Source organism: Streptomyces asoensis (assembly GCF_013085465.1).
GTDB lineage: Bacteria > Actinomycetota > Actinomycetes > Streptomycetales > Streptomycetaceae > Streptomyces > Streptomyces cacaoi_A.
Map to the genome: position 1 here is coordinate 5089626 of NZ_CP049838.1, position 24244 is coordinate 5113869.

Genomic DNA, 24244 nt, shown 5'->3' on the forward strand with positions numbered 1-24244 from the left:
GCCGTGCGGCGAGCCGACCTGTGAGGAAGGCGGGACCTGCGGGGCTTGAGGGGCTCGTGGGGCCTGAGGGTCCTGAGCGGTGTACGAGGCGGTGGACACCTCACCGCGCTGCCCACGGGTGGGCAACACGAACGTGGGCTCGTACGGGGGCGCAGCCATGGGGCCGGGTGTCGGCGCGTAGGCGGGGGGATGCGCAGTGGACGGCTCCGGGGCTCCGGGGCCGGAGAAGGAGCCGGCCGCCGGTTGCGGGGGCGGCAGGTGAAAGCTGCCGGTGTCCGACATGGAGGGAGCGGGCGCGGGGGCGGAGGTGGCCGACCGTGGCGGTCGCGTGGGCCGGCGTGGATCGGTAGGCGTCGAATCCGGGTGCTGCCGTGGGCCGCCGTTCGGCACGGAGCCCGGGGCATGGCCTGGCGCGGACGGTACGGCTTCTCCGCCCGACCACGCCGACCCGGAACCGGCACGCGTGCCCGCGCCGCCGCCACCCGTACCCGAGCCCGTACCGGTGCCCGGGCGGGCCGGATCAGGCGATCCGTCCGGCCGGGAGGGCAGGCCGCCTGTGCCCGGGTGGGCAGGACCGGCGGGCGCCGCTGGACCGGAGGGGAGAGATCCGGTGCCCGCCGGGGCTGCACCGGGGGCCACTCCCGGCCGGCCGGGCAGCGAACCGGTGCCCCGGCCGGCCGACTGGGGCGCGCTGTCCGGTAGGCCCGGTCCGGGTCCGGCGCCGAGGCCGGCGGACTCGGGTGGGGTGTTCGGGCTGCCTGGGGCAGGTGTTGCGCCCGGGCCACCGGGACCGGCGAGCGGGCGGCTCGGACCGGGAGTGGTGCCCAGGTCACCCGGACCGGGAGCGCTGCCGAGGCCGCCCGAACCGGGTGCGGTGCCGAGGCCGGCGGACTCGAGTGGGGTGTTCGGGCTGGCTGGGGCAGGTGTTGCGCCCAAGCTATCGGGACCGGCGAGCGGGCGGCTCGGACCGGGAGTGGTGCCCAGGCCGCCCGGATCGGGAGCGGGACTCAGCCCGCCCGCGCCCGGACCGGGAGTGGGACCCAGGTTGCCCGGACCGGGAGCGGGACCCCGGCCGCCCGGGCCGGGGGCAGGACCCACGCCGCCCAGACCGGGGGCAGGACCCGCGCCGCCCGGATCGGGAGCGGGACCCCGGCCACCCGGGGCGGGAGCGGTGCCCGGGGCGGGCGGGTCGGGCGGGGTGCTCAGGTGGCCCGTATCGGCGGTGGCGTGGGGATGGACCGGGGCGGGTGCGGCGGGTGGGTGGCCCTGTTCGGGGGTGGTGTGCGGGCGGGGGGTCGGGGAGTTGGGGGGCCTTGGTGGTTTGGGTGGGCCGTTGGGGCCGAAACCCGGGGGCAGGGGGCCGAGTTGGTCGAAGATCTCGATCAACTCGTCGTCCGGGCCGGGTTCGGGCAGGAGCTCGGCGGCCGCCGCGAGCGCCTTGCGCGCCCCCGTGGCGGTACGGAAGCGCGCCTGCGGGTCCGGCTGGAGCAGGGTGGCGACCACCTGCCAGAGCGGCTCCGGAACACTCTTGGGGGCGCCAGGAGTCCCGTACTCCGCGAAGTACTGGACGAGGGCCTTGGCGTCCGGCTTGGCGCCCTCCAGCAGATACAGCGCCACCAGGCCGACGGCGAACAGGTCGGCGGGGAAGTCCGGTTCGGAGCCCATCATCTGCTCGGGCGCGAGGTAACCGGGCGTTCCGACCACGAGGTTGGTCTCGGTCAGCCGGGGCTCGCCCAGCCGCATCGCGATGCCGAAGTCGGAGAGCCTGAGGCGCGGCCGGGCCGTACCGGTGGCCTCCAGCAGGATGTTGGCGGGTTTGATGTCGCGGTGCACGACACCCTCCGCGTGGACCGCGGTGAGCCCGGAGAGCAACTGGTCGAGCAACGTGCACACGAAGACCGGGGGCAGCGGGCCGTAGTCGCCGACGAGATGGACCAGCGAACCGCCGGCCACCAGATCCATGGTGAACAGGACCTTGTCGTCGTCGGCGGCCCAGCTGGCGGGCGCGAGCACATGGGGGTGGTCGATCCGCAGCGCCTGCTCGCGGACGAAGCGCAGCAGCGCGTGCGCGTCGCTCTGCTGGAGCACCTTGGCGGCCACGTAGCGGCGGCGGCGGTGGTCCCAGGCACGCCAGACCGCGCCGACCCCTCCGCGACCGATCGGGTCGGCCAGTTCGTACCGTCCGGCGAAGACCTCACCCATGGCTGTGCGTCGCTCCTCCCCCTGGTCCCGCTCGGGTCTCCCCCTCTGCTTCCCCCGCGATGAGCGATACGACCCCCGTGTGCCCCGCTGCGTCCTGATACCCCCCGGAGCTGCCGACCGCCCGGCTGCCGAACCCCCTTCGGCGACCGGGCCGAGGGCTCAGTTCTGGTGGGACTGGTAGTGCGTGACCGCGTCGGAGGTACGGCCGGCGCCGTACACCCGGAGGAACTCTGCCAGTTCCGGGTGGGTCGGGGCGAGAGTGTCGGCGGCGTCGATGATGTCGCCGGCGGCGGCCACCGAGCGCAGCAGGGACTGGATCTCGCGGACGACCCGCTTGACCGTGGGAGCTCCCGAACCGCTCGTCGTCTGTGTGGTGTTGCTGAGCACCGAGCCCCCCTGCGACCGCTTGATCTCGTCCATGCGCTCGGTCGCCTCGGCGGCGCTGACGCTGCCGTCCGCGACCTGTGCCGCCAACTCCTGGAGCAGCTGCACCCGCTGCACCACCGCCGGGTTGCCGATCTTCGCCCGCTGACCGCTCATCAGCTGCGACAGCATCGGCGCCGAGAGTCCCAGTACCCCAGCGAGACGAGCCTGGTTGAGGCCAAGATCGTCGATGAGCTTACGGAAGAGCGCCCCCAGCGGCTCCCCGTACCAGTTCCGCTGGAGTTCCCGCGCTCTCGCGGTCGCTTCCTGCTGTGCGGCGTCCATTGCGTCTCCCCATCGCTTCCCCAGAAACCGCGGTTCGCTCCAGCGAACCGCGTCCGAGCATCTTACGGAGAGTGGTCATCCGCGGGGACCCCCAATCTTTTTGCGAGATACCCCGGGTGACCCGGTACTCTGGTCTGCGGCGCCCGCCGGTGCGAGGTTTTCCGGCCGGACGTCTCTTGCGGGGCCTTAGCTCAGTTGGTAGAGCGCTGTCTTTGCATGGCAGATGTCAGGGGTTCGACTCCCCTAGGCTCCACCCACAAGACCCCGCCCACCTGCGGAAACGCAGGTGGGCGGGGTCTTTTTGGTGAGGTGTGGGCGCAGGTCGGCCGCAGGCCGCTCAGTTGCGGTCGTCGCGGTTCGCGGCGTCCTCCTCGGCCTCCTTGGCCTGTACCTCGGGGTCGAGGACCGACGGGTCGACGCTGCCGTCCACCGAGGCCAGGCCGCCCGAGGCGGGTACCTCCGTGGCGGCCGGCGGCTCGACCAGCCAGTCCGGGTTGGCCTGCTTGTCCCACCACTTCCAGGCCGCGTAGGCGCCGCCTGCGACGGCACCGAGGACGATCAGCGCCTTGGCGAGTTTGCCCGCCTTGGCCCGCCGCCGGTGCTTGCGCGTCAGCTTCTCGATCTCCTTCGGCGTCACCTGGCCGCGCAGAGCGGCCAGCGCGGCGACGCTTCGGGCGGCGGCCTCGTTCTTCACGGGCCCGGCCGCGGCAACCGCCTGTTCGATCCTCGGCCGGGAGTAGTCGGCGGCCTGTCGTGCGGCCAGCCGGGTGCGGGCGGCCGCTTCCTGCGCGGCCAGGTCTACCTTCGGCGGGACATGGGTCTTCGCCTGCTCCAGACGCGGGGCGACATGGGCGTCGTACTGCACGCGGGCCTGTTCTGCGGCCAGCGACACCTTGGGCGCGAGCCGTACACGGGCCTCATGCGCGTAGAGCGCGGCCCGTTCCTTGGCCGTGTCGGCGTAGGGCGCCACCACTTCCGCGGCGTGCAGCACGCTGTCCTTCGCCGAGCCGGTCGCGGCGCGCACGCTGTCGATGCGGGTCACGGGTTCCTCCTCCTCGGTGGCGTACGGTATTTCGACTTTCCACCCTTTTACGGATCATGCCTGTCAATGGCCGTCCCGGCATGCGTGGACGGGCATACGGGTGCTGATCACATGCGATAGGGGACGGATCGGGGGCAATCGCAATAGAGGGTCGACAGGGCGACAAAGCCGACGATGCCACGGATCGGCGTCGCCCGCTCCCGTCCCGGACGAGTCGGATGCTTTTCTGTACCCGAACCGCCGGTTCTGATGCCGGAACGGGCTGTCGGGCGATGGCTGCCCCGGACCGTGCGAGGATCTGGGGGTCACAGAGAGACAACGGAAGGCAGACCGTGGCCGAGCACCTGTACGCCACCCTGAAGACCAACCACGGCGACATCGAGATCCGGCTCTACCCGGACCACGCCCCGAACACGGTCAAGAACTTCGTCGAACTCGCCACCGGCGGGCGTGAGTGGGTCAACCCGGAGACCGGCGTGCGGTCCACGGACAAGCTGTACGACGGCACGGTCTTCCATCGCGTGATCAGCGGATTCATGATCCAGGGCGGCGACCCGCTGGGCAACGGGACCGGTGGCCCCGGCTACCAGTTCGAGGACGAGTTCCACCCGGACCTGCGCTTCGACAAGCCCTACCTGCTGGCCATGGCGAACGCCGGCCCGGCGACCAACGGCTCGCAGTTCTTCATCACCGTCTCCCCGACGGCCTGGCTGACCCGCAAGCACACCATCTTCGGCGAGGTCGTCGACCCGGCCGGCCAGAAGGTGGTGGACGCCATCGCGGCCAGCCAGACCAACCCGCGCACCGACCGTCCGCTGAAGGACGTCGTCATCGAGTCGGTCGTCGTCGAGAGCCGCAAGGGCTGAGGCGACGCCCCCGGCACACCATCGGGAGCCCCCGGCACACCATCGGGAGCCCCCGGCACACCATCGGGAGCCCCCGGCACACCATCGGGAGCCCCCGGCACACCATCGGGAGCCCCCGGCACACCATCGGGAGCCCCCGGCACACCATCGGGAACCAAACGCCCTGCTCGTCCGTAAGGATGAGCAGGGCGGTTCCTTTCCGACTACGCCGACTCCTCGGATACTCGGACACTCCGACAACGACGACTCGGACGACTTACTTGGGGGAGCCCATGGACCAGGCGCCTGGCAGCCGACAGGACGACGCGCAGAGCGGCCTGCCCGTCTGCTACCGGCATCCCGATCGGGAGACCGGCATTCGCTGCACCCGCTGCGAGCGCCCGATCTGCCCGGAGTGCATGGTCAGCGCCTCCGTCGGTTTCCAGTGCCCCACCTGCGTCCGCGAGGGCTCCGGTACGGGGCACGCGCCCAGTGCCTCGCAGCCCCGCACGCTCGCGGGAGGCGTCGTCACCGCCGATCCCCGGCTGCTCACCAAGATCCTCATCGGGATCAACGTGGCGGTGTTCCTCGCTGTGCAGGTGCGGTCCTCGTTGCTGGACAGCCTGGTGCTGATCGGCCAGTGGCCGCCGGCCCCCTTCAATCCGACGGAGGGCGTGGCCGAGGGCGAGTGGTACCGCATGGTCACCTCGATGTTCGCGCACGAGGCTCCCTGGCACCTCGCCTTCAACATGCTGGGCCTGTGGTGGCTCGGCGGCCCGCTGGAACAGGCGCTCGGCAGGGCCCGCTATCTGTCGCTCTACCTGGTGTCCGGCCTCGCGGGCAGTGCCTTGAGCTATCTGCTGGCCTCGCCGGGCACCGCGACCCTGGGCGCCTCCGGCGCGATCTTCGGTCTGTTCGGCGCGACGGCCGTCCTCATGCGCCGGCTGCGACAGGACATGCGGCCGATCATCGCCCTGCTGGTGATCAACCTGGTCATCACGTTCGGGTGGAGCGGTATCTCCTGGCAGGCCCACATCGGCGGCCTGGTCGCCGGTGTCGTGATGGGGGTCGGCATGGTCCACGCCCCCCGTGAGCGGCGGGCCCTCGTCCAGTTCGGGACCTGCGCGTTGATGCTGGCGGTCGTCGTGGTGGTGACGCTCCTGAGGACCGTCCAGCTCACCTGAGCGCGCTGTTGTCCACAGTCTGTGTCGAATCTTGTGCACAACGTGCGGGAACAGCTGTGCCCCCTGCCATCGACCTGCGTTTGCACAGGTCAGGCAGGGGGCGAACACTCTTTCGAGTGAGAGTGACGGCCGGTAGTTACGTCACACCGGCGTCAACCTCCGATGAGTTATCCACAGATCGTCTTTCTTTTCCCCATGTGGAAAACTGCTGTGGATAACTCAGGGGATAGTCCTGGGCAGAGCTACTCGCCCCGCGCTGTCCCCGCTGCTGCTACCGCTACTTCCACTGCGTGGAGACGCCGAACCCGGCCGCGATGAACCCGAAGCCCACGACGATGTTCCAGTTGTCCAGCTTGTCGATGGGCAGCGAGCCGTCGGTGACGTAGAAGACCACGATCCAGGCCAGTCCGATGAGGAACATGGCCAGCATCACCGGCGCGACCCAGGCACGGCTGTTCAGCTTGATGGCGGTCGCCTGCTTCGCCGGGGGCGGCGTGTAGTCGGCCTTCTTGCGGATACGTGACTTCGGCACGAGGGTCTCTCCTGTCGATGCGCTGCGTGGCCGCGCAGGTGCTGGATCGGGCTCGGGGGCTGCGTGCCAGGGGACTGAAGGGCTCCCCCGGGCGTCCGTTAGCGTAGTGCTTCTACGGCGCCGAAGGAGATAAGGGTACGTTGAGCAATTCTGCCGACTCCCCCCGGACGGGTACAACGGGTTCCGCCCCCGATCCCGCCCGTGTTTCCGCGCCCGAGCCCTCCCCGGCCGGTTCCCCGGCTTCTTCGCAGGCCGCTTCCCCCGTCTCCTCGCCCGACCGGCGGGGCGGTTTCCGGCCCGTAAGGGTGCTCACCGTGGGTGTCTTCGCCCTCGCCGGCCTCCTCTTCTTCACCAGCTTCAACACGGCCAAGGGCACCAACATCCGCACGGACGCCTCCCTGCTGAAGCTGTCCGACCTCATCCAGGAGCGCAGCCAGAAGAACGGCGAGCTGGACGAGACGAACGGGGCCCTGCGCGACGACGTGGAGTCGCTGGCCGAGGCGGACGACGGCAGCACCCAGGCCCAGGACGACAAGCTCGCCGGACTGGAGAAGGACGCCGGGACCCAGAAGGTCAAGGGCAAGGCCATCACGGTCACCCTCAACGACGCCCCGCCGAACGCCACCGCCAAGCTCCCCGGCTACCCGGAGCCGCAGCCCGACTACCTGGTCATCCACCAGCAGGACCTCCAGGCCGTGGTGAACGCGCTCTGGCAGGGCGGTGCCCAGGGCATCAAGGTCATGGACCAGCGGCTGATCTCCACCAGCGCCGTGCGCTGTGTCGGCAACACCCTGATCCTCCAGGGCCGCGTCTACTCACCGCCGTACAAGATCCAGGCGGTCGGCGACCCGGAGAAGCTTCAGCAGGCGCTCGCCGACGCCCCGGCGATCCAGAACTACATGGTCTACGTGAACGTCTACGGCCTCGGCTGGAAAGTCACCGAGGACGGGGCGGTGACTCTGCCCGGCTACTCGGGCACAGTGGATCTGCACTACGCCAAGCCTGTGGAGTAGTGGAGCAGCGGCCGCCGGGGGGCGCCTGTGTCGGTACGGGTGATCGTCAGGACGTTCAGCGAGCTGTGCATCACCGCCGGCACCGTCATCGTCCTCTTCGTCGTCTACGTGCTGTTCTGGACCGGCGTACAGGCCGACCGCGTCATGGGCGACCAGATCGACGACCTCCACGACCGGTGGGCACAGGGGACCGCGGGCCCCACCCCCGGCGCGAGCGCCACCGCGCGGCCGGCGCCGTACCGCAGCGGCAAGCCCTTCGCGGTGATGTACATCCCACGTCTTGGTTTCACGTGGAACAAGCCGGTGCTCGAAGGCACGGCGACCGGCACCCTGAAGAAGGGGCTCGGGCACTACGCCGGCAGCGCGCGGCTCGGGCAGACCGGAAACTTCTCCGTCGCGGGTCACCGCCGTACCTACGGCGACCCGTTCAAGGACTTTCCCGAGCTCAGACGGGGGGACGCGGTGGTCCTGACGGACGGGACGACCTGGTTCACCTATCGGATCGACAAAGGGCCTTACAAAACCGTGCCCTCGGACGTCGAGGTGATCGACGCTGTGCCACGTAAGTCGGGGTACACGCGTCCGGGCCGGTACCTGACGTTGACCACGTGCGATCCGGAATGGGGGCACAGTCACCGGCTGATCGTCTGGGCGCACCTGGACTCCACACAGCCCGTGGAGGCAGGCGAACCGAAGGCCCTGCGCCGTTAGTCTGGTGGCGTACGGCGTGAGTCAGGTGCCGTGATGCGACGGAAGGGACGGCATGTACGGCTGGATCTGGCGGCATCTGCCGGGAAACGCGTGGGTCAAGGCGCTGATCTCGATCATGCTGGTCATGGCCGTGGTGTACGCACTGTTCCAGTACGTCTTCCCGTGGGCCGAACCGCTGCTTCCCTTCAACGATGTGACGGTGGACAACCAGTGAGCGCGCGCATTCTCGTCGTCGACAACTACGACAGCTTCGTCTTCAACCTGGTCCAGTACCTGTACCAGCTGGGCGCCGAGTGCGAGGTCCTGCGCAACGACGAGGTCTCCACGGCCCACGCCCAGGACGGCTTCGACGGTGTGCTGCTCTCCCCCGGGCCCGGTACGCCCGAGGAGGCCGGCGTCTGCATCGAGATGGTCCGGCACTGCGCGGCCACCGGTGTCCCCGTCTTCGGCGTCTGCCTGGGCATGCAGTCGATGCAGGTGGCGTACGGCGGTGTCGTGGACCGGGCGCCGGAGCTGCTGCACGGCAAGACCTCGCTGGTGGAGCACGAGGGCCGGGGCGTGTTCGCCGGCCTGCCGACCCCCTTCACGGCGACCCGCTACCACTCGCTGGCCGCGGAGCCGGCAACGGTCCCGGCCGCACTCGAGGTCACGGCCCGTACGCACGACGGGATCATCATGGGGCTGCGCCACCGTGAACTGCCCGTCGAGGGAGTCCAGTTCCACCCCGAGTCGGTGCTGACCGAGCACGGGCACCGGATGCTGGCCAACTGGCTGGTGGAGTGCGGCGACCAGGGCGCGGTGGCGAGGTCGGTGGGGCTCGCCCCGGTGGTGGGCAGGGCCACGGCGTGACCGCGCTGCGCCCCGAGCGCGAGGACTCGTACGGCACCGCGCCGTACGAGTCGTTCGGCGGTGATGCCTACGGAGCCGAGCCCTACGCCCGGGAGCCGTACCAGCCGCCGATCGACGAGGAGACGGTGGCGCTGCGGATTCCGCCGGCGTCCATGTTCGGCGGCGACCCCATGTCCGCTTCTGGCGCCTCCACGGCCTCCCCCGCCCCTGGAACCCCGGCGGGGGGTCGCGCGGCCCGCAGAAAGGCCGCCAAGGGCCGTCACGGCCGTCATGGGGGCCCGGGCGAGGTGTCCGAGTCGTACAACGGGGCCGACGCGCCGGCCCAGGACGAGCGGCCGCTGTCACGCGTCGAGGCGCGCCGTCGGGCGCGGGCCCGTAAGCCGAGCGCCGCCGTGGTCGCCAGCCGGGCGGTCGGCGAGGTGTTCATCACCACGGGCGTGCTGATGCTGCTCTTCGTCACCTACCAGCTGTGGTGGACGAACGTGCGGGCGCACGCGCAGGCCGACAAGGAGGCGAGCAGCCTCCAGGACGACTGGGCGAACGGCAAGGGCGCCCCCGGGGTGTTCTCGCCGGGGCAGGGCTTCGCCATCCTGCACATCCCGAAGCTGGACGTGGTGGTGCCGATCGCCGAGGGCGTCAGCAACAAGAAGGTGCTCGACAAGGGCATGGTCGGGCACTACGGCGAGAGCCCGCTGGAGACGGCGATGCCCGACGCGAAGACCGGCAACTTCGGACTCGCGGGCCACCGCAACACGCACGGCGAGCCGTTCCGCTACATCAACAGGCTCCAGGCGGGCGACGACATCGTCGTCGAGACGCAGGACGAGTACTTCGTCTACAAGATGGCGTCCTCGCTGCCGGTGACCGCGCCCAGCAACACGAGCGTCCTCGACCCCGTGCCGCCGGAGTCCGGATTCACCGGGCCGGGCCGGTACATCACCCTCACCACCTGCACCCCGGAGTTCACCAGCAAGTACCGCCTGATCGTCTGGGGCAAGATGGTCGAGGAACGGCCGCGCAGCAAGGGAAAGCCGGATGCGCTCGTCGAGTAGGCGTGCAGTCGAGTAGGGGCAGATGAACGTGGCAGCGACCACCGGCGACACCGAGCACGAAGAGCACGCGCGCGTGGACGCGCCCGATCCCGCGCCGCGGCGCCGCGGGGGAGGCCGGATCGCGTTGGCGGTCAGCGTCTTCGGCGAACTCCTCATCACGGCAGGCCTGGTGCTCGGCCTGTTCGTCGTCTACTCCCTGTGGTGGACGAACGTCGTGGCCGACCGGCACGCGGACCGGCAGGGCGACAAGGTCCGCGACAACTGGGCCCAGCAGGACAGCGGTCCCGGGGCGCTCGACACCAAGGACGGCATCGGCTTCCTGCATGTGCCCGCGATGAAGAACGGCGAGGTGCTGGTCGAGAAGGGCACCTCGTCCAAGGTCCTCAACGAGGGTGTCGCCGGCTACTACACCGATCCCTTCAAGGCCGTTCTCCCGGCGAGCGGCAAGGCGGGCAACTTCACGCTCGCCGCCCACCGCGACGGCCACGGCGCGAAGTTCCACAACATCGACAAGCTGGAGGAGGGCGACCCGATCGTCTTCGAGACGAAGGACGACTGGTACGTCTACAAGGTGTACGCGGTCCTCCCCGAGACCTCGAAGTACAACGTCGAGGTCCTCGGCCAGATCCCCAAGGAGTCCGGCAAGAAGAAGGCCGGCCGCTACATCACCCTGACGACCTGCACGCCGGTGTACACGAGCCGGTACCGGTACGTGGTGTGGGGGGAGTTGGAGCGCGTGGAGAAGGTGGACGCGGACCGGACGCCGCCGAAGGAACTGAGCTAGACCGCGGCTCGGACCGAGCTCGCACCAAGACAAGGGCCCCACCGGACGCATCCGGTGGGGCCCACGCTCTTGCCGTGTGCGGCTAACCGCTGGTCCCACCGAAGAAGGTGGTCCCGCCGTTGTTGCCGCCGTTGTTGCCGCCGTTCTTGAAGGCGACCAGGTTGACCGTCTGCCCCTTGTTGACGGTGCTGCCGGGGGCCGGGTCCGAGCTGATGACCTGAGCGTCGTCGTCCGAGTTACCGGTGATGTTGCCGACGGTCAGACCCGCGTCCTGGAGCGCCTTCTTGGCGTCCTTGACGCTCAGGCCCTGGAGGTTGGACGGGACCTGGGTCTGGGTGCTCTTGCCGATCTGGATCTGGACCGTGGAGTCCTTGTCGGCCTGGGAGCCGATCGAGGGGACGGTCTGGATGACCTTGCCGACCTGGTTCTGGTCCTGGGTGTCGACCTCGACGCAGTTGCCCTTGAGGTTGTTCTGCTCCATCTGCGCCTTGGCCTCGTCGCAGCTCTTGTTGGAGACGTCCGGGACGGTGGCCTTCTCCTCGGCCTTGGCGATGGTGAGGGTGATGGTGGTGCCCTTCTCCACCTCCTTGCCGAGCTTCAGGCTCTGCTCCAGGACGGTGCCCTCCTCCTCGGTGGACACCTGCTCCTTGGTCTCGACGACGAGCCCGTACTGGTCGCCCTCCAGGAGTGCCTTGGCGTCCTCCAGGCTCTTGCCGAGGACACTCGGCACCGCCACCTTCGGCGCCCCGGTCGACACGACGAGGTTGACGGTGGAGTCCTTGTCGACCTTGGTCGCGGCCTTGGGGTCCTGGTCGCAGATCTTGCCCTTGGGCTGGTCCTCGCAGGCCTTCTGGGTGATCGTGCCCAGCTTGAGGTCGCTGTTGGTCAGCTGTTTCTCCGCGTCGGCCTGGACCTGGCCGAGCAGGTTGGGCACCGCCACCGACTCGTTGTTCACGCCGCCGCTGAACACCCACTTGCCGATCAGTACCGCGCCGACGAGCACCAGCACGGCGGCGACGACCAGCAGGATCGTGGAGGCGTTGGACTTCTTCTGGCGGCGCCGGTCGGGCCGGTCGTCGTAGCCGTAGCCGCCGTCGTCCGGGTTCATCGGCGGCAGCATCGACGTGGCCCCGGCGTCCGCGGAGCGCATGGCCGTGGTCGCCTGGTCGTTGCCGTAGCCGCCGTAACCGACCGAGCCCATGGCCGCCGTCGCGCCGACCGGCTGGCCGTCGAGGCAGGCCTCGATGTCCAGGCGCATCTCGTCGGCGGACTGGTAGCGGTAGTTCGGGTCCTTGACCAGCGCCTTCAGGACGATGGCGTCCATCTCGGGGGTGATCTCGGGGTCGAAGACGCTCGGGGGCTGCGGCTCCTCCCGGACGTGCTGGTAGGCCACGGCCACCGGGGAGTCCCCGACGAACGGCGGGCGGACCGTCAGCAGCTCGTAGAGCAGACAGCCCGAGGAGTACAGGTCGGAGCGCGCGTCGACCTGCTCGCCCTTGGCCTGCTCCGGCGAGAGGTACTGGGCCGTGCCGATGACCGCGGACGTCTGGGTCATCGTCATCCCGGAGTCGCCCATGGCGCGGGCGATACCGAAGTCCATGACCTTGACCTGGCCGTTGCGCGTCAGCATGACGTTCGCGGGCTTGATGTCACGGTGGACGATGCCGGCTCTGTGCGAGTACTCCAGGGCCTGGAGGATGCCGATGGTCATCTCCAGCGTCCGCTCCGGCAGCAGCTTGCGGCCGGAGTGGAGCAGCTCACGGAGCGTGGAGCCGTCGACGTACTCCATGACGATGTACGGGATCGAGACCCCGTCGATGTAGTCCTCGCCCGTGTCGTAGACCGCGACGATCGCGGGGTGGTTGAGCGAGGCGGCAGACTGGGCCTCCCGGCGGAACCGGGCCTGGAAGGAAGGGTCGCGCGCGAGGTCCGCGCGCAGCGTCTTCACCGCCACGGTGCGGCCGAGGCGGGTGTCATGCGCGAGATAGACCTCGGCCATGCCACCACGGCCGAGCACATGGCCCAGCTCGTACCGGCCGCCGAGGCGACGCGGCTCTTCCATAGCTACCTACCAGCCCTCTCCGTCGGTCCCGACCGGCACACGTGTGCGGCCGGAGGCTACCGTCCGGGCATACCGTACCCGGACGGCGCTGTGTGACCTGGCCAAGCCCGTCACCCGATACAGGACCGGTATCGCAACGTGCACCGATGTGTAGGCGACGTGATGGGGGTCACTTCTTGCTGTCGATGACTGCCTTCATCACGTCCCTTGCGATCGGACCGGCGAGACCGCCGCCGGTGATGTCGCCGCGGTTGGCGGCGCCGTCCTCGACGACGACGGCGACCGCGACCGGCGCGCTGCCGTCGGACAGCTTCGCGTACGAGATGAACCAGGCGTACGGCTTCTCTTTGTTGTTGAGGCCGTGCTGGGCGGTACCGGTCTTGCCGCCGACGACGGCGCCGTCGATCTTGGCCTTGCCGCCGGTGCCCTGCGGGTCGTTGACGACCGACTCCATCATTTCCTGGAGGGCCTGTGCCGTCTTGGACGAGACGGCCTGGGACAGCTGCTGGGGCTCGGTCGTCTCCAGGGTGTCCAGGTTGGGGGCCTTGAGCTGGTCGACCATGTACGGCTTCATCAGCTTGCCGTCGTTGGCGACCGCCGAGGCGACCATGGCCATCTGGAGCGGGGTGGCGCGGTTGGAGCCCTGGCCGATGCCGTCCAGGGAGTTCTGCGGCCGGTTGTCCTCGGGGTAGACCGACTCGGCGGCGCGCACCGGGGTGTCGAGTTCGGCTTCGTTGAAGCCGAACTTCCCGGCCTGCTCGATCATCTTCTCGTTGCCGACGTTGTCGGCCATCTTCGCGAAGACGGTGTTGCAGGACACCGTGAGCGCGTAACGCAGCGTGGCGTTCTCGCATTCGCCGTGCTCGTTGGTGAGCTTGTTCGTGGACAGCGGCAGCGGGAACGGGTCCGGGGTGTCGGTCTTGTCGTCGACGCCGGAGACCTCGCCGTTCTCCAGCGCGGCGGCGGCCGTGACCACCTTGAACGTGGAGCCCGGCGGGTAGGTCTCGCGCAGCGCGCGGTTGAGCATCGGGTCGTCGGCGTCGTTCTTCTTCTGGACCGCGTTCCACGCCTCCTGGTCCGTGTCGGAGGACCCGGCGAACTTCGACGGGTCGTACGACGGCGTGGAGACCAGCGCCAGGATCTTGCCGGTGGACGGCTCGATCGCGGCGACCGCGCCCTTCTTGTCGCCCAGGCCCTTGTACGCGGCCTTCTGCGCGGCGGCGTTGAGGGTGGTGACGACGCTGCCGCCCTCCTTCTCCTTGCCCGTGATCATGTCCAGGGTGTTGCGGAAGAAGAGCCGGTCGTCGTTGCCGCTGAGGATGCCGTCCTCCAGCTTCTCCAGCTGGGTGGCGCCGAAGGCCTGCGAGGAGTAGCCGGTGACCGGCGCCCACATCGCGCCGTTGGACCAGGTGCGCTTGTACTTGTAGTCGCCGGTGGTCTCGACCGAGCCGGTGATGGCCTTGCCGTCGACGATGATGTCGCCGCGCGGGGTGGAGTAGCGCGTGATGTTGACGCGGCGGTTCTTGGTGTCGCTGGCGAGGCTGTCCGCCTTGACGTACTGGAGGTAGTTGTCGCGCAGCAGCAGGGTGAGGACCAGGAGGCCGCAGAAGATCGCGATCCGGCGCAGGGGCTTGTTCATGACGGGCGGACCACCTGGGTCATCTCGGCGTCGGGGTTCGAGGCGGGGGCGGGCGCGGGGCGGCGCGCGGTGTCGCTGATGCGGATCAGGATGCCGATCAGTGCCCAGTTGGCGATGACGGAGGAACCGCCGTAGGCCAGGAAGGGCATCGTCATACCGGTGAGCGGGATGAGGCCCATCACACCGCCGGCGACGACGAACACCTGGAGGGCGAAGGCGCCGGAGAGGCCGATGGCCAGCAGCTTGCCGAAGGGGTCGCGGGCGGCGAGGGCGGTGCGCACACCGCGCTCGACGATCAGGCCGTACAGCAGCAGCAGCGCCATGATGCCGGCCAGGCCGAGCTCCTCGCCGAAGGTGGCGAGGATGAAGTCGGAGTTGGCGGCGAACTTGATCAGCTCGGAGTGGCCCTGGCCCCAGCCGGTGCCCAGGGTGCCGCCGGAGCCGAACGCCCACAGGGCCTGCATGGCCTGCTCGGAGTGACCGCCGACGCCCTGTTGGGAGAGCTTGTACTCCTTGAGCGGGTCGAGCCAGGCCTGGACACGCTGCTGGACGTGGCTCTCGAACTGGGCCACGCCGACCGCGCCGGCCGCGGACATCAGCATGCCGAAGACGATCCAGCTGGTCCGCTCGGTGGCGACGTACAGCATGATGACGAACATTCCGAAGAACAGCAGCGAGGTGCCGAGGTCCGTCTCGAAGACCAGGATCAGGATCGAGATGATCCAGACGACGATGATCGGGCCGAGGTCGCGGCCGCGCGGCAGATACAGGCCGAGGACGCGGCGGCTGGCCAGGGCGAGCGCGTCGCGCTTCACCATCAGATAGCCGGCGAAGAAGATCGCCAGGACGATCTTGGCGAACTCACCGGGCTGGATGGAGAAACCGGCGACGGAGATCCAGATCTTGGCGCCGTAGATGTTCTGCCCGAGGCCCGGCACGAGCGGCAGCAGCAGCAGGAAGATCGCGCCGACCATGGAGATGTAGGTGTAGCGCTGGAGGACGCGGTGGTCCTTGAGGAAGACCAGCACCACGACGAACAGCGCGATGCCCATCGCCGTGTACAGCAGCTGCCGTGGCGCGGCGGTACCGGCCTGTTCGATCCGCTGGAGCAGCTTGGATTGGTCCAGCCGCCAGATGGCGACGAGTCCGAGCCCGTTCAGCAGCGTGGCCACCGGCAGCAGCAGGGGGTCCGCGTACGGCGCGAACTTGCGCACGACGAGGTGCGCGACGCCGGCCAGCAGGCCGAGGCCGAGGCCGTAGCTCAGGAGGCCGGACGGCACCTGGTCGTTGATGGCGAGGCCCACGTTGGCGTAGGCGAAGACCGGGATGGCGACGGCGAACACCAGCAGCGCGAGCTCGGTGTTGCGCCGGCTCGGTGTACCGATCGAGCCGATCGTGGACGTGTGGTGCGTCGGCGAGTTGGTAGTACTGCTCATCGTGTGACGGGGCCTCTCACGGCTTGCCTACTGCTCACCGCACCGCGAGACGACCTTCTGCTCTTCCTCCGAAAGGCTGGGGCCGGGGGTGGGAGTAGTGGTCGCGGGTGCGGACGGGGACGCGGTTGCCGAGGGGCTCGGCGATGCCTTGGACGTGACGGAGACGGGCGTGGTTCCCGTGGTGCCGCCGGCCTGGTCCTCGCCGGTCTTCGAACCGGTCTTGCTCGCCGTGGGGGTCTCGGCGTGCTTCTTGCACGCGGAGGCCTGGACGGCCAGCTCGTCGATCTTCTTCTGGGCGGTGGACAGGTTGCCCTCGGCGATCGTCGCCTCGACCAGCTTCTGCTGGTAGTCCGGGAGGTACTTGAGTTCGATCTCGGGGTGGTCCTTCTCCACCTTCGACAGCGACACCCAGGCCAGGTCCTGGCTGATGCCGCGGTACAGCGCGACGTGCTCGTCCTTGGTGCCGACGTAGTACTGCGTCTGCGTCCAGCGCCAGCCGCCGTACAGGCCGCCGCCGATCACGGCGAGCGCGAGCACGCCGTAGAAGGATCTCTTCAGCCACCTACGGCCCTTGCGGGGCTTGACGAAGTCGTCGTCGGTGTAGTCGCCGAAGCCGTCGGTGGGGATGAAACCGGTGATGTCGCCGGAGCCGGGCGGGCCGAACTCGCCGCCTCCGCCGCGCCCTTGCTGCCTGCGGCCGAGGCCCGAGGCGCGTCCTGCCGGGGTCTGCATGATGCCGTTGTCGTGCAGCTGGAGCTGGTTCTCGGCGACCGCGCCGACCACGACCGGGACGTCGGACAGCTGCCCGGCGAGGGTGTCGCCGGTGTCCAGGTCGAGGACGTCGGCGACGATGACGGTGATGTTGTCGGGGCCGCCGCCGCGCAGCGCGAGCTGGATCAGCTCGCCCACGGTCTCCTGGGGGCCCTGGTAGCTGGCCAGGGTGTCTTCCAGCGTCTGGTGGGAGACGACGCCGGAGAGGCCGTCGGAGCAGATCAGATAGCGGTCGCCGGCCCGCACCTCACGGATGGAGAGATCCGGCTCGACGTGTTCGCCGCTGCCCAACGCGCGCATCAGCAGCGACCGTTGGGGGTGGGTGGTGGCCTCTTCCTCGGTGATGCGGCCCTCGTCGACGAGGCGCTGCACCCAGGTGTGGTCCTGCGTGATCTGGGTCAGTACGCCGTCCCGCAGCAGGTACGCGCGCGAGTCGCCGACGTGCACGAGCCCGAGGCGCTGGCCGGTCCACAGCAGGGCGGTCAGGGTGGTCCCCATGCCCTCGAGCTGGGGGTCCTCCTCGACCAGCGAGCGCAGCTGGTCGTTGGCGCGCTGGACGGCGGTACCGAGCGAGGTGAGGACGTCGGAGCCGGGGACGTCGTCGTCGAGGGCGACGATGGTGGAGATGGCCTCGGAGGAGGCGACCTCACCGGCGGCGGCGCCGCCCATGCCGTCGGCGATGGCGAGCAGGCGGGGACCGGCGTAACCGGAGTCCTCGTTGCCCTCCCGGATCATGCCCTTGTGCGATCCGGCGGCGAAACGCAGTGACAGGCTCATGCGCACCTCGCCCGTCGGCCCCGGGTACAGCCGGTCGTGTCGAGCCACACTGCCCACCCTCCGGTCGGGAGCACACCGGGGCCATGGGTGCCGGCCGCCGCCGCGTGCTCGCTCCGCTCGCACTCAGTCATGATGTAGCACTACTTCCGCAGCTCGATGACGGTCTTGCCGATACGGATCGGCGCGCCCAGCGGGATCGGCGTGGGAGTCGTCAGCCGCGATCGGTCGAGGTACGTGCCGTTGGTGGAGCCCAGGTCCTCGACGATCCACTGGCCGTCGCGGTCCGGGTAGATCCTGGCATGACGGCTGGATGCGTAGTCGTCGTCCAGCACGATCGTGCTGTCGTGCGCCCGGCCCAGAGTGATGGTCTGGCCCTGGAGCGCGACGGTCGTGCCGGTGAGGGTGCCCTCGGACACGACCAGCTTGGTAGGTGCGTTGCGACGTGTGCGGCCGGCGGCGGGCTGCTGGCGCTGCTGCGGAGGCGCCTGCTGGCGCTGTGCCTGCTGCGCCCGCCCGGCCTCCCGGCGCGCCCCGCGCTGGGTGACACGCGTACCGAAGAGGTCGCTGCGGATGACCTGCACGGCCACGATGACGAACAGCCACAGTACGGCCAGAAAACCCAGCCGCATGACCGTGAGGGTCAGCTCTGACATTGCCCCCGCTTCACCCTTCGGCTTGCCGGTAAATGATGGTGGTGCTGCCCACGACGATCCGCGAGCCGTCGCGGAGCGTAGCGCGGGTGGTGTGCTGCCCGTCCACCACGATGCCGTTGGTGGAGCCGAGATCCTGGATCGTCGAGGGCGAACCGGTCCGGATCTCACAGTGCCGGCGGGAGACGCCGGGGTCGTCGATCCGTACGTCGGCCTCGGTGCTGCGGCCCATCACGAGCGTCCCGCGGGAGATCTGGTGGCGGGTGCCGTTGATCTCGATCCAGTGGCGGGCGCGTGACCCGGGCTGTGGGGCCCCGGCCAGGCCGCCGGCCGCCGTACCGGGGCGCTGGGCGCTCGCGGCGGGCGGGTAGCCGTAGCCGCCGGCACGGGCGCCGGGCGGCGGAGCGGAGGGCATGGGCGGAGCGGCGGCGCCGGCTCCGGCCCCGGGATAACCGGGCCCGCCGGATCCGCCAGGACGCTGTCGGCCGCCCGCGGGCGGCTGCTCCGGCGCCTGGCTGCTGGAGGAGGCGAGTGTACGGCTGCGCACCCGGTACAGGCCGGTGTCGAGGTCGTCCGCCTTCTCCAGGTTGACCTTGATCGGGCCCATGAAGGTGTAGCGCTGCTGCTTGGCGTAGTCGCGCACCATTCCGGCGAGCTCGTCGCCGAGCTGGCCGGAGTAGGGGCTGAGCCGCTCGTAGTCCGGCGTGCTCAGTTCCACGATGAAGTCGTTGGGGACGACGGTCCGGTCCCGGTTCCAGATGGTCGCGTTGTTGTCGCACTCGCGCTGGAGCGCGCCGGCGATCTCCACGGGCTGGACCTCGGACTTGAACACCTTCGCGAAGGTGCCGTTGACCAGACCCTCGAGACGCTGCTCGAACTTCTTCAGGACTCCCATGGGGCACCTCCTCCGTAGTGGCTGCTCTCCCGTGCCGTGCTGCCTACCTGGTACTGCTTACTGATCGTATCCACGCGCCGGTGAATCGGCTGGTTCCCCCTGTCGGCCCCGTCGACGGGTGTCGACGCCCTCTTGCGCACCTGCTTCTGCCCAGGATCGTAGAGGCGGCCGAGGACCAGTGTCCCGCACCTGACTGTGGTCCTCGTCCGGCTCCTGGGGAGACGGCCGCCTTAGGTACGAGGTTGATACGTGAACCAGTCATCGCCGAGACGTACGGGGGCCGCCGATGGCCTCCCACCTGCTCCCTGCCCCCGCAGAAGGGATGTGAACGCACCCTGGCCCGCGTGCTAATGTTCTGCGTGTCGGAAGGCGCCAGGCCGAAAGGCCCACAAGCCCGAAGACACACCCAATGCGCGGGTGGCGGAATAGGCAGACGCGCTGGATTCAGGTTCCAGTGCCCGCAAGGGCGTGGGGGTTCAACTCCCCCCTCGCGCACCAGCCGAAAGCCCCGCAGGTCCTGGACCTGCGGGGCTTTCGCGTATCCCGAGGGCGTACTTTCCGGCACAGTCGAGTCCGGGCCATGGTTGCTCACCGTGTGTGAGGAACATCTCAGGGCCGTAGGCAGCGACGACCCGGTGCGGGTCGCCGGTCGTCGGCGAGGGCCCCATGAGGGTGTAGCGGGCTACACCGCGTTCACCCCGGGTGCGGCCTAGCGTTGGGTGTATGGCGCAAACGATCCCGATGACGACGACGATCCGGCAGGCGGGACGAGCCACGGGCCGGCTGCTCATCGCCGCGCTGATGGCCTTCGGCACCTATCTCTTCGTCACCGTGCTGCTCATCGCCGCCATCGGCACGCTCGTGGTCGTCGGCGCGTGGATGCTGCCCGAGGCGGTGCTGCTGATCCGCCGGATCGCCGGGGCCAAACGCCGTCAGGTCGCCGGCTGGACGGGCCGCGAGATCCCCGAGGCGTACGAGCCGCTCACCGGCACCCTGCGCGAGCGGCTGCGCACGGCCGTCCGCGACCCGGGCACCCTCGCCGACCTGCGCTGGATGGCCGCCCACTATGTCTACGGCTGGCTGGTGCTGCTCGCGCTGCCGCTGTGGCCGGTGGGGCTGGTCGTCGACGGGGTGTGGTGCGGGCTGCTGCGCCGGGACGCGGTCGTCCTGCCGTGGGTCGTCCGGCTCGCCGATGTCGAGGCGCGCTGGTCGGCGGCCCTGCTCAAGCCGTCGCCCAAGGCACGCCTCGCCGCCCGGGTCCGGGCGCTGACCGAGACCCGCGCCGACGCGATCGCCGCGCACGGTGCCGAACTGCGCCGTATCGAACGTGACCTGCACGACGGCGCCCAGGCCCGCCTGGTCGCCCTGTCCATGCGGATCGGGCTCGCCCAGCGGGCCTTCGACCGCGATCCGGACTCCGCGCGCAAACTCATGGCGGACGCGCAGGACCAGGCCGAACAGGCGCTCACGGAACTGCGGCACGTCGTCCGCGGCATCCATCCGCCGATCCTCACCGACCGCGGCCTCACGGGCGCGGTACGGGCGCTGGCCGCCGGCAGCGGGCTGGAGGTGACGGTGCGGGTGGAAGGACTCCTGGACAGCGGTGGCGTTGGCAGCAGCAGCAGCAGCAACGGCGGCGGGGGTGGTGGCGGTGGCGGTGGCCGCGGTGGGGCGGTCGGCCCGAGCGGTGGGCCGGGCGGCTCTGACGGTTCCCGCGGATATCGGGCGCCCGCCGCGGTGGAGGCCGCTGCCTACTTCGCGGTGGCGGAGGCGCTCACCAACGTCGTCAAGCACAGCGGGTCGCCGCGGGCGGCCGTCGAGCTGGTGCGGTTGCGGAACGGGCTGCGGGCGGTGGTGCGGGACGAGGGTCTCGGCGGCGCGGACGAAGGTGCGGGGTCCGGCTTGCTGGGGATCCGGCGCCGGGTGGCCGCGCTGGACGGCGTGGTGAACGTGGACAGCCCCGCCGGGGGACCGACCACGATCGCTGTGGAGCTGCCCTGTGTGTGGTGAGACCTATGTGTGGTGAGACCTGTGCGCGGGGAGTGCGACGTGGGCGTTTTGGCCTGGAGGGCGTGTTTCACGTGAAACATGCCCGCCGTCGTGGGGCCGCCGTCGTGGAGCCGTTGCCCACGGCGAGGGCGTGCGCCGGGTGGGCTGCCCCGCGGGGGCGGACGAGGGGTTTTCCACAGGCGGGAGGTTGTCCACAGGGGCTGCCGCCGTCCCGTCGTCGGGCTGTACGGTCGGCACGAGTTGATGTTCGGCTCGTCGAGCCGACGGACGTACGTGTGCGGGGGAGGCGGTCATGGTGACCGAGGCCGGTGGTGCGGGGGCAGAGATGGGTGGGGCGCGCAGGCTTCCCCGAGTGCGGGGCTTCGCCGAGTGGCCCACCGAGCGGCCCGCCGCGGGACCGGAAGCGGGGGCGGCTCCGGGGACGCCGCAGCCGGGCTCGCCCAAGGAGGCGGGCAAGGCTCTGCGCGGCCGGGTGCCGCGGTCGTCACACGCCGCGTTCGACCTGGACCCCTCCCGGCCGGACGCGGTGGCGGCGGTCGAGGAGTCCAGCCGGGGCCGCATCCCGGAGCTGGCCCCGATTCGGGTCGGCCGGATGACGGCGACGCCGTTCGCGTTCCTGCGCGGCTCGGCCGGACTCATGGCGTACGACCTGGCCCGCACCGCCATGACCGGGATCCGCGCCCAGATCTGCGGCGACGCCCACGCCGCGAACTTCGGTCTGTACGGCGACGCGCGGGGCGGCCTGGTCATCGACCTGAACGACTTCGACGAGACCGTCGACGGCCCCTGGGAGTGGGACCTCAAGCGGCTCGCCGCCTCGCTGGTGCTCGCGGGCCGTGAGGCCGGCGCGGACGAGGACACCTGCCACAGGGCGGCGCACGGCGCGGCCGGCTCCTACCGCCGCACCATGCGGCTCCTGGCGAAGCTCCCCGTGCTGGACGCGTGGAACGCCATCGCCGACGAGGAACTGGTCTCCCACACCGACGCGCACGACCTGCTGGGCACCCTGGAGCGGGTCTCGGAGAAGGCGCGGGCCAACACCAGTGGACGGTTCGCGGCGAAGTCGACCGAGCCGACGGAGAACGGCGGCCGCCGCTTCGTCGACGCGCCGCCGGTGCTGCGCCGCGTTCCGGATGCGGAGGCCCACGCGGTGGCCGCGTCCCTGGAGCACTACCTGACCACCCTGTCCGAGGACCGCCATCCGCTGCTGGCCCGCCACGCGGTCCACGACGTCGCCTTCCGCATCGTCGGCACGGGCAGCGTGGGGACGAGGTCGTATGTGGTGCTGCTGCTCGACCACCGGGGCGAGCCGCTGATCCTCCAGGTGAAGGAGGCCCGCGCCTCGGCCCTGGTCCCGCATCTGGCGGCCGCCGGCTTCCAGGTGCCGGAGGTGGAGCACGAGGGACGCCGGGTGGTCATCGGCCAGAAGCGCATGCAGGTCGTCAGCGACATACTGCTGGGCTGGACGACGGTCGACGGACTCCCCTTCCAGGTACGGCAGTTCCGCAACCGCAAGGGCAGCGTCGACCCGGCCGCGCTCGCCGCCGACCAGGTCGACGACTACGGCCGGATGACCGGCGCGCTTCTCGCCCGCGCCCACTCCCACAGCGCCGACCCCCGCCTCATCGCCGGCTACTGCGGCAAGAACGAGGAACTCGACGAGGCGATCGCCACCTTCGCCGTCGCCTACGCCGACCGCACCGAGGCGGATCACTCGGATCTGGTGGCGGCGGTACGGGCGGGGCGGATCGCGGCGGAGACGGGCGTGTGAGGCGCGGGCGGGCGGAGCCGGAGCAGGGGGAGCCCGGGCAGGGTGACCCCTGCGGGACGGTCGGCCTGGTGGGTTCGGGGGAGCGTTGGCCTAGGCTGGTCGGGTGACGACCCCCGAAGCTGAGCAGCCCCGGCCCGAGGCACGGCTGGAGCAGGCCGTGCGGGCCGCCGAGCAGGCGTTGATCGAGTTCGAGATCGCGGTGGAGACCTTCCGCGTCGAGGTCGAGAACTTCTCGCGGCTCCACCATCAGAAACTCGGCCCGATGTACGCCCGGCTCGACGAACTGGATGCCCAGATCGCCGAGGCCAGGGCCGCGCGCAGCGGTGATCCCGAGGACAAGCGCAAGGCCGCCGAGGCGCGGGCCAGGGTCATGCCGATGCCCGGGGTCGAGGAACTGTTCCACGGCTGGATGGACGGCGAAGGGCTGTTCCCCGAGGCCGAGGCGATGCTCACGGACCAGTCGGTCCGGCCCCCGCAGCGGGTGCGGCCCAGCGAGGAGGCCCGCAAGCTGTACCGCGAGCTGGCCCGCAAGGCGCACCCGGACCTGGCCCAGGAGGATGCCGAGCGGGCCCGGCGGGAGGAGTTCATCACCCGCGTCAACGCGGCCTACGCCCGTGGCGAGGTAGCGCTGCTGCGCGAGCTGGCCGAGGAGTGGGCGGCCGGTCCGGCGCCCGCGGAGCGGAGCCCGAGCCCCAGCGAGGAGCTCTACGCCCGTCTCGAGTGGCTCGCTCAGCGCAAGGAGATGCTCGCGCTGGTCGCCCGGGAACTGGAGGAGAGCGCGATCGGCTCGATGCTCCGCATGGCGCCGGAGGACCCCGACCGGCTCCTGGACGAGATCGCCGACAAGCTCCTCGCGGACGTCGCCGCCCGGGAGGCGGAGCTGGCCGAGCTGGTGGGCTAGCGGACCGGTCGTGTCGTATGCCCGGTCGGGTAGCGTCGGGCACATGAGTTTCGGAGCTGGTGTGCCCACGGTCGAGGTCGGCGACCTCAAGGACGACGACTTCCTGCTGGACGTCCGCGAGGACGACGAGTGGCAGGCGGGTCACGCCGAAGGGGCACTGCACATCCCCATCAGCGAGTTCGTCGCCCGCTACGGTGAGCTGACCGAGGCGGCTCCGCAGGACGGTCGGGTCCATGTGATCTGCCGCTCCGGCGGTCGGTCGGCCCAGGTCACCATGTACCTCGTCCAGCAGGGCATCGACGCCGTGAACGTCGACGGCGGCATGCAGTTCTGGGCCGCCACGGGCCGCCCGGTCGTCACGGACGAGGGCAACCCGGGCTCCGTCCTGTAAGTCGTCGGACCGGCAGGTC

21 protein-coding genes, 2 tRNA genes and 1 pseudogene are annotated in these 24244 nt (G+C 70.3%); 14 read left to right on the plus strand and 10 right to left on the minus strand.

Features of this window, described 5'->3' with window-relative positions:
• Positions 1-870: 870 nt before the first annotated feature.
• Both G9272_RS46410 and G9272_RS22730 read right to left on the minus strand, forming a co-directional pair.
• Positions 871-2202 (minus strand): annotated as a pseudogene (locus tag G9272_RS46410) (serine/threonine-protein kinase); the annotation flags it as partial.
• Between the two features lie 159 nt (positions 2203-2361).
• On the minus strand, positions 2362-2910 hold the full coding sequence (locus G9272_RS22730) for a helix-turn-helix domain-containing protein (RefSeq protein WP_020130633.1): 549 nt from the start codon (positions 2908-2910) through the stop codon (positions 2362-2364).
• 180 nt (positions 2911-3090) lie between these two features.
• On the opposite strand from G9272_RS22730, the gene G9272_RS22735 reads away from it, so the two are divergent.
• Positions 3091-3163 (plus strand) — tRNA-Ala (locus G9272_RS22735).
• 84 nt (positions 3164-3247) lie between these two features.
• Here G9272_RS22735 and G9272_RS22740 read toward each other — a convergent pair.
• A complete protein-coding gene (locus G9272_RS22740; protein WP_171398276.1) occupies positions 3248-3952 on the minus strand; it encodes a DUF5324 family protein in 705 nt (234 codons plus the stop codon).
• A 332-nt stretch (positions 3953-4284) separates the two neighbouring features.
• Here G9272_RS22740 and G9272_RS22745 point away from each other — a divergent pair, with 332 nt between their 5' ends.
• Positions 4285-4818, plus strand: a complete 534-nt coding sequence (locus tag G9272_RS22745) for a peptidylprolyl isomerase (RefSeq protein WP_171398277.1) — start codon at positions 4285-4287, stop codon at positions 4816-4818.
• Positions 4819-5090: 272 nt separating this feature from the next.
• Positions 5091-5981, plus strand: coding sequence for a rhomboid family intramembrane serine protease (locus tag G9272_RS22750; RefSeq protein ID WP_171398278.1), 891 nt, complete (start codon positions 5091-5093; stop codon positions 5979-5981).
• Positions 5982-6258: 277 nt separating this feature from the next.
• Here the strand turns inward: G9272_RS22750 and crgA are convergent, their stop codons facing one another.
• Entirely contained in the window at positions 6259-6513 is a 255-nt protein-coding gene (crgA, locus tag G9272_RS22755) for a cell division protein CrgA (protein WP_054242100.1), read from the minus strand.
• A gap of 140 nt (positions 6514-6653) precedes the next feature.
• Here crgA and G9272_RS22760 point away from each other — a divergent pair, with 140 nt between their 5' ends.
• From G9272_RS22760 to G9272_RS22785, 6 genes are read left to right on the plus strand one after another with little or no spacing between them, the layout of a single operon-like run.
• Complete coding sequence (locus G9272_RS22760; protein WP_171398279.1) at positions 6654-7526, plus strand: DUF881 domain-containing protein; 873 nt, start codon at positions 6654-6656, stop codon at positions 7524-7526.
• 27 nt (positions 7527-7553) lie between these two features.
• Positions 7554-8237: a class E sortase gene (locus G9272_RS22765; protein ID WP_171398280.1), complete on the plus strand. Its 684-nt coding sequence runs from the start codon at positions 7554-7556 to the stop codon at positions 8235-8237.
• Between the two features lie 52 nt (positions 8238-8289).
• The gene (locus G9272_RS22770; RefSeq protein ID WP_171398281.1) at positions 8290-8451 is read left to right on the plus strand and encodes a hypothetical protein; all 162 of its coding nucleotides are present in this window, start codon (positions 8290-8292) and stop codon (positions 8449-8451) included.
• Complete coding sequence (locus G9272_RS22775) at positions 8448-9086, plus strand: aminodeoxychorismate/anthranilate synthase component II (protein WP_171398282.1); 639 nt, start codon at positions 8448-8450, stop codon at positions 9084-9086. Before G9272_RS22770 ends, G9272_RS22775 begins: the two co-directional genes overlap by 4 nt.
• A complete protein-coding gene (locus tag G9272_RS22780; RefSeq protein ID WP_171398283.1) occupies positions 9083-10138 on the plus strand; it encodes a class E sortase in 1056 nt (351 codons plus the stop codon). The genes G9272_RS22775 and G9272_RS22780 overlap by 4 nt, the downstream gene beginning before the upstream one ends.
• 22 nt (positions 10139-10160) lie before the next feature.
• The gene (locus tag G9272_RS22785) at positions 10161-10922 is read left to right on the plus strand and encodes a class E sortase (protein WP_171398284.1); all 762 of its coding nucleotides are present in this window, start codon (positions 10161-10163) and stop codon (positions 10920-10922) included.
• An 82-nt stretch (positions 10923-11004) separates the two neighbouring features.
• Here G9272_RS22785 and pknB read toward each other — a convergent pair whose 3' ends face one another.
• The 6 genes from pknB to G9272_RS22815 form a co-directional block, all read right to left on the minus strand.
• Positions 11005-12984: a Stk1 family PASTA domain-containing Ser/Thr kinase gene (pknB, locus tag G9272_RS22790; protein ID WP_171398285.1), complete on the minus strand. Its 1980-nt coding sequence runs from the start codon at positions 12982-12984 to the stop codon at positions 11005-11007.
• Positions 12985-13153: 169 nt separating this feature from the next.
• Complete coding sequence (locus tag G9272_RS22795) at positions 13154-14623, minus strand: peptidoglycan D,D-transpeptidase FtsI family protein (RefSeq protein ID WP_171398286.1); 1470 nt, start codon at positions 14621-14623, stop codon at positions 13154-13156.
• The gene (locus G9272_RS22800; protein ID WP_171398287.1) at positions 14620-16059 is read right to left on the minus strand and encodes an FtsW/RodA/SpoVE family cell cycle protein; all 1440 of its coding nucleotides are present in this window, start codon (positions 16057-16059) and stop codon (positions 14620-14622) included. Before G9272_RS22800 ends, G9272_RS22795 begins: the two co-directional genes overlap by 4 nt.
• Before the next feature lie 27 nt (positions 16060-16086).
• On the minus strand, positions 16087-17655 hold the full coding sequence (locus tag G9272_RS22805; RefSeq protein ID WP_253267900.1) for a Stp1/IreP family PP2C-type Ser/Thr phosphatase: 1569 nt from the start codon (positions 17653-17655) through the stop codon (positions 16087-16089).
• Positions 17656-17747: 92 nt separating this feature from the next.
• Positions 17748-18260, minus strand: coding sequence for an FHA domain-containing protein FhaB/FipA (locus G9272_RS22810; RefSeq protein WP_171398288.1), 513 nt, complete (start codon positions 18258-18260; stop codon positions 17748-17750).
• A gap of 10 nt (positions 18261-18270) precedes the next feature.
• Positions 18271-19152, minus strand: coding sequence for an FhaA domain-containing protein (locus tag G9272_RS22815; protein WP_171398289.1), 882 nt, complete (start codon positions 19150-19152; stop codon positions 18271-18273).
• A 411-nt stretch (positions 19153-19563) separates the two neighbouring features.
• On the opposite strand from G9272_RS22815, the gene G9272_RS22820 reads away from it, so the two are divergent.
• From G9272_RS22820 to G9272_RS22840, 5 genes are all read left to right on the plus strand, one after another.
• A tRNA-Leu gene (locus G9272_RS22820) sits at positions 19564-19650 on the plus strand.
• 243 nt (positions 19651-19893) lie between these two features.
• On the plus strand, positions 19894-21162 hold the full coding sequence (locus G9272_RS22825) for a sensor histidine kinase (protein ID WP_171402117.1): 1269 nt from the start codon (positions 19894-19896) through the stop codon (positions 21160-21162).
• A gap of 292 nt (positions 21163-21454) precedes the next feature.
• Positions 21455-22933, plus strand: coding sequence for a DUF2252 domain-containing protein (locus G9272_RS22830; RefSeq protein ID WP_171398290.1), 1479 nt, complete (start codon positions 21455-21457; stop codon positions 22931-22933).
• A gap of 103 nt (positions 22934-23036) precedes the next feature.
• A complete protein-coding gene (locus tag G9272_RS22835) occupies positions 23037-23834 on the plus strand; it encodes a J domain-containing protein (RefSeq protein WP_171398291.1) in 798 nt (265 codons plus the stop codon).
• Positions 23835-23895: 61 nt separating this feature from the next.
• A complete protein-coding gene (locus G9272_RS22840) occupies positions 23896-24225 on the plus strand; it encodes a rhodanese-like domain-containing protein (RefSeq protein WP_057606281.1) in 330 nt (109 codons plus the stop codon).
• The last annotated feature ends 19 nt before the right edge of the window (positions 24226-24244 follow it).

Excerpts from the sequence above, each read along its gene's own strand:
- G9272_RS22730 (WP_020130633.1), bottom strand. The coding sequence starts at position 2,910 with ATGGACGCCGCACAGCAGGAAGCGACCGCGAGAGCGCGGGAACTCCAG.
- G9272_RS22750 (WP_171398278.1), top strand. The coding sequence starts at position 5,091 with ATGGACCAGGCGCCTGGCAGCCGACAGGACGACGCGCAGAGCGGCCTG.
- G9272_RS22770 (WP_171398281.1), top strand. The coding sequence starts at position 8,290 with ATGTACGGCTGGATCTGGCGGCATCTGCCGGGAAACGCGTGGGTCAAG.
- G9272_RS22785 (WP_171398284.1), top strand. The coding sequence starts at position 10,161 with ATGAACGTGGCAGCGACCACCGGCGACACCGAGCACGAAGAGCACGCG.
- pknB (WP_171398285.1), bottom strand. The coding sequence starts at position 12,984 with ATGGAAGAGCCGCGTCGCCTCGGCGGCCGGTACGAGCTGGGCCATGTG.
- G9272_RS22795 (WP_171398286.1), bottom strand. The coding sequence starts at position 14,623 with ATGAACAAGCCCCTGCGCCGGATCGCGATCTTCTGCGGCCTCCTGGTC.
- G9272_RS22800 (WP_171398287.1), bottom strand. The coding sequence starts at position 16,059 with ATGAGCAGTACTACCAACTCGCCGACGCACCACACGTCCACGATCGGC.
- G9272_RS22810 (WP_171398288.1), bottom strand. The coding sequence starts at position 18,260 with ATGTCAGAGCTGACCCTCACGGTCATGCGGCTGGGTTTTCTGGCCGTA.
- G9272_RS22815 (WP_171398289.1), bottom strand. The coding sequence starts at position 19,152 with ATGGGAGTCCTGAAGAAGTTCGAGCAGCGTCTCGAGGGTCTGGTCAAC.
- G9272_RS22825 (WP_171402117.1), top strand. The coding sequence starts at position 19,894 with ATGACGACGACGATCCGGCAGGCGGGACGAGCCACGGGCCGGCTGCTC.
- G9272_RS22830 (WP_171398290.1), top strand. The coding sequence starts at position 21,455 with ATGGTGACCGAGGCCGGTGGTGCGGGGGCAGAGATGGGTGGGGCGCGC.